This is a genomic window from Myroides sp. LoEW2-1, assembly GCF_009767705.1.
Taxonomy (GTDB): domain Bacteria; phylum Bacteroidota; class Bacteroidia; order Flavobacteriales; family Flavobacteriaceae; genus Flavobacterium; species Flavobacterium album_A.
In genome coordinates this window covers 1-658 of the sequence record NZ_WSPP01000233.1, presented here as the reverse complement: position 1 = coordinate 658, position 658 = coordinate 1, and the positions used below count along the sequence as shown (strand labels likewise).

Below are 658 nucleotides of genomic sequence, written 5' to 3'. Positions count from 1 at the left end.
AGAACATTACAGATTTATATCCTCATAACTATAAAACATTAAACTCAAACGTTGTAGAAGAATAATTATATCTCACAAGATGTACTTGCTCGGGTGCATACAATGCAAGAATATGCTGAAGCCAAACAAAGTAAACACTTCTACCGATGTATTCAAGAGTTTTTGGTGTCTCTAACTCAACAACAAAGAGTAGATATTATCAAAATCATTGCAGAGAATGATGTGTTATTAACTACAGCGATATTAACTGACTTAATAGAATCTAAGAAGGCTATTAATACTAATCAAGATAATGAAACTGTGTTTAATAAAATGATGTTTGAGTTCTTAAGGGGGACTAACACTGATTCAGTAATTTATAGAGTACTTTATTTGTATTTAGAAAATCTACATCGATTAGATATTAAGAATTTGACCATTTCTAACAATGAGTATAAGAGAGTTTTAATTTTTAATAATCAAAAAAGAAGTAAAAGAGAAATTTTTAATATGTTTACTTAGTTATCAAATTTATTTAAAAACTAAACAAAGCCTTTTAAAAGAGATTTATGGATACAGATATACAATTTTTATTATTATTCGTCATAGGTTATATAGCATATCTATTGTATAAGAATAACAAAAAATCTAAAGCAAAAAAATTAACTAAACTCTATTT

The 658-nt window shown here is 25.7% G+C and carries 1 protein-coding gene; it reads left to right on the top strand.

What is annotated here, in order from left to right; translation table 11 throughout:
* Window positions 1-102 precede the first annotated feature (102 nt).
* Window positions 103-501: a hypothetical protein gene (locus tag GOQ24_RS12635; protein ID WP_160339840.1), complete on the top strand. Its 399-nt coding sequence runs from the start codon at window positions 103-105 to the stop codon at window positions 499-501.
* Window positions 502-658: the final 157 nt, after the last annotated feature.

Excerpts from the sequence above, each read along its gene's own strand:
- GOQ24_RS12635 (WP_160339840.1), top strand. The coding sequence starts at position 103 with ATGCAAGAATATGCTGAAGCCAAACAAAGTAAACACTTCTACCGATGT.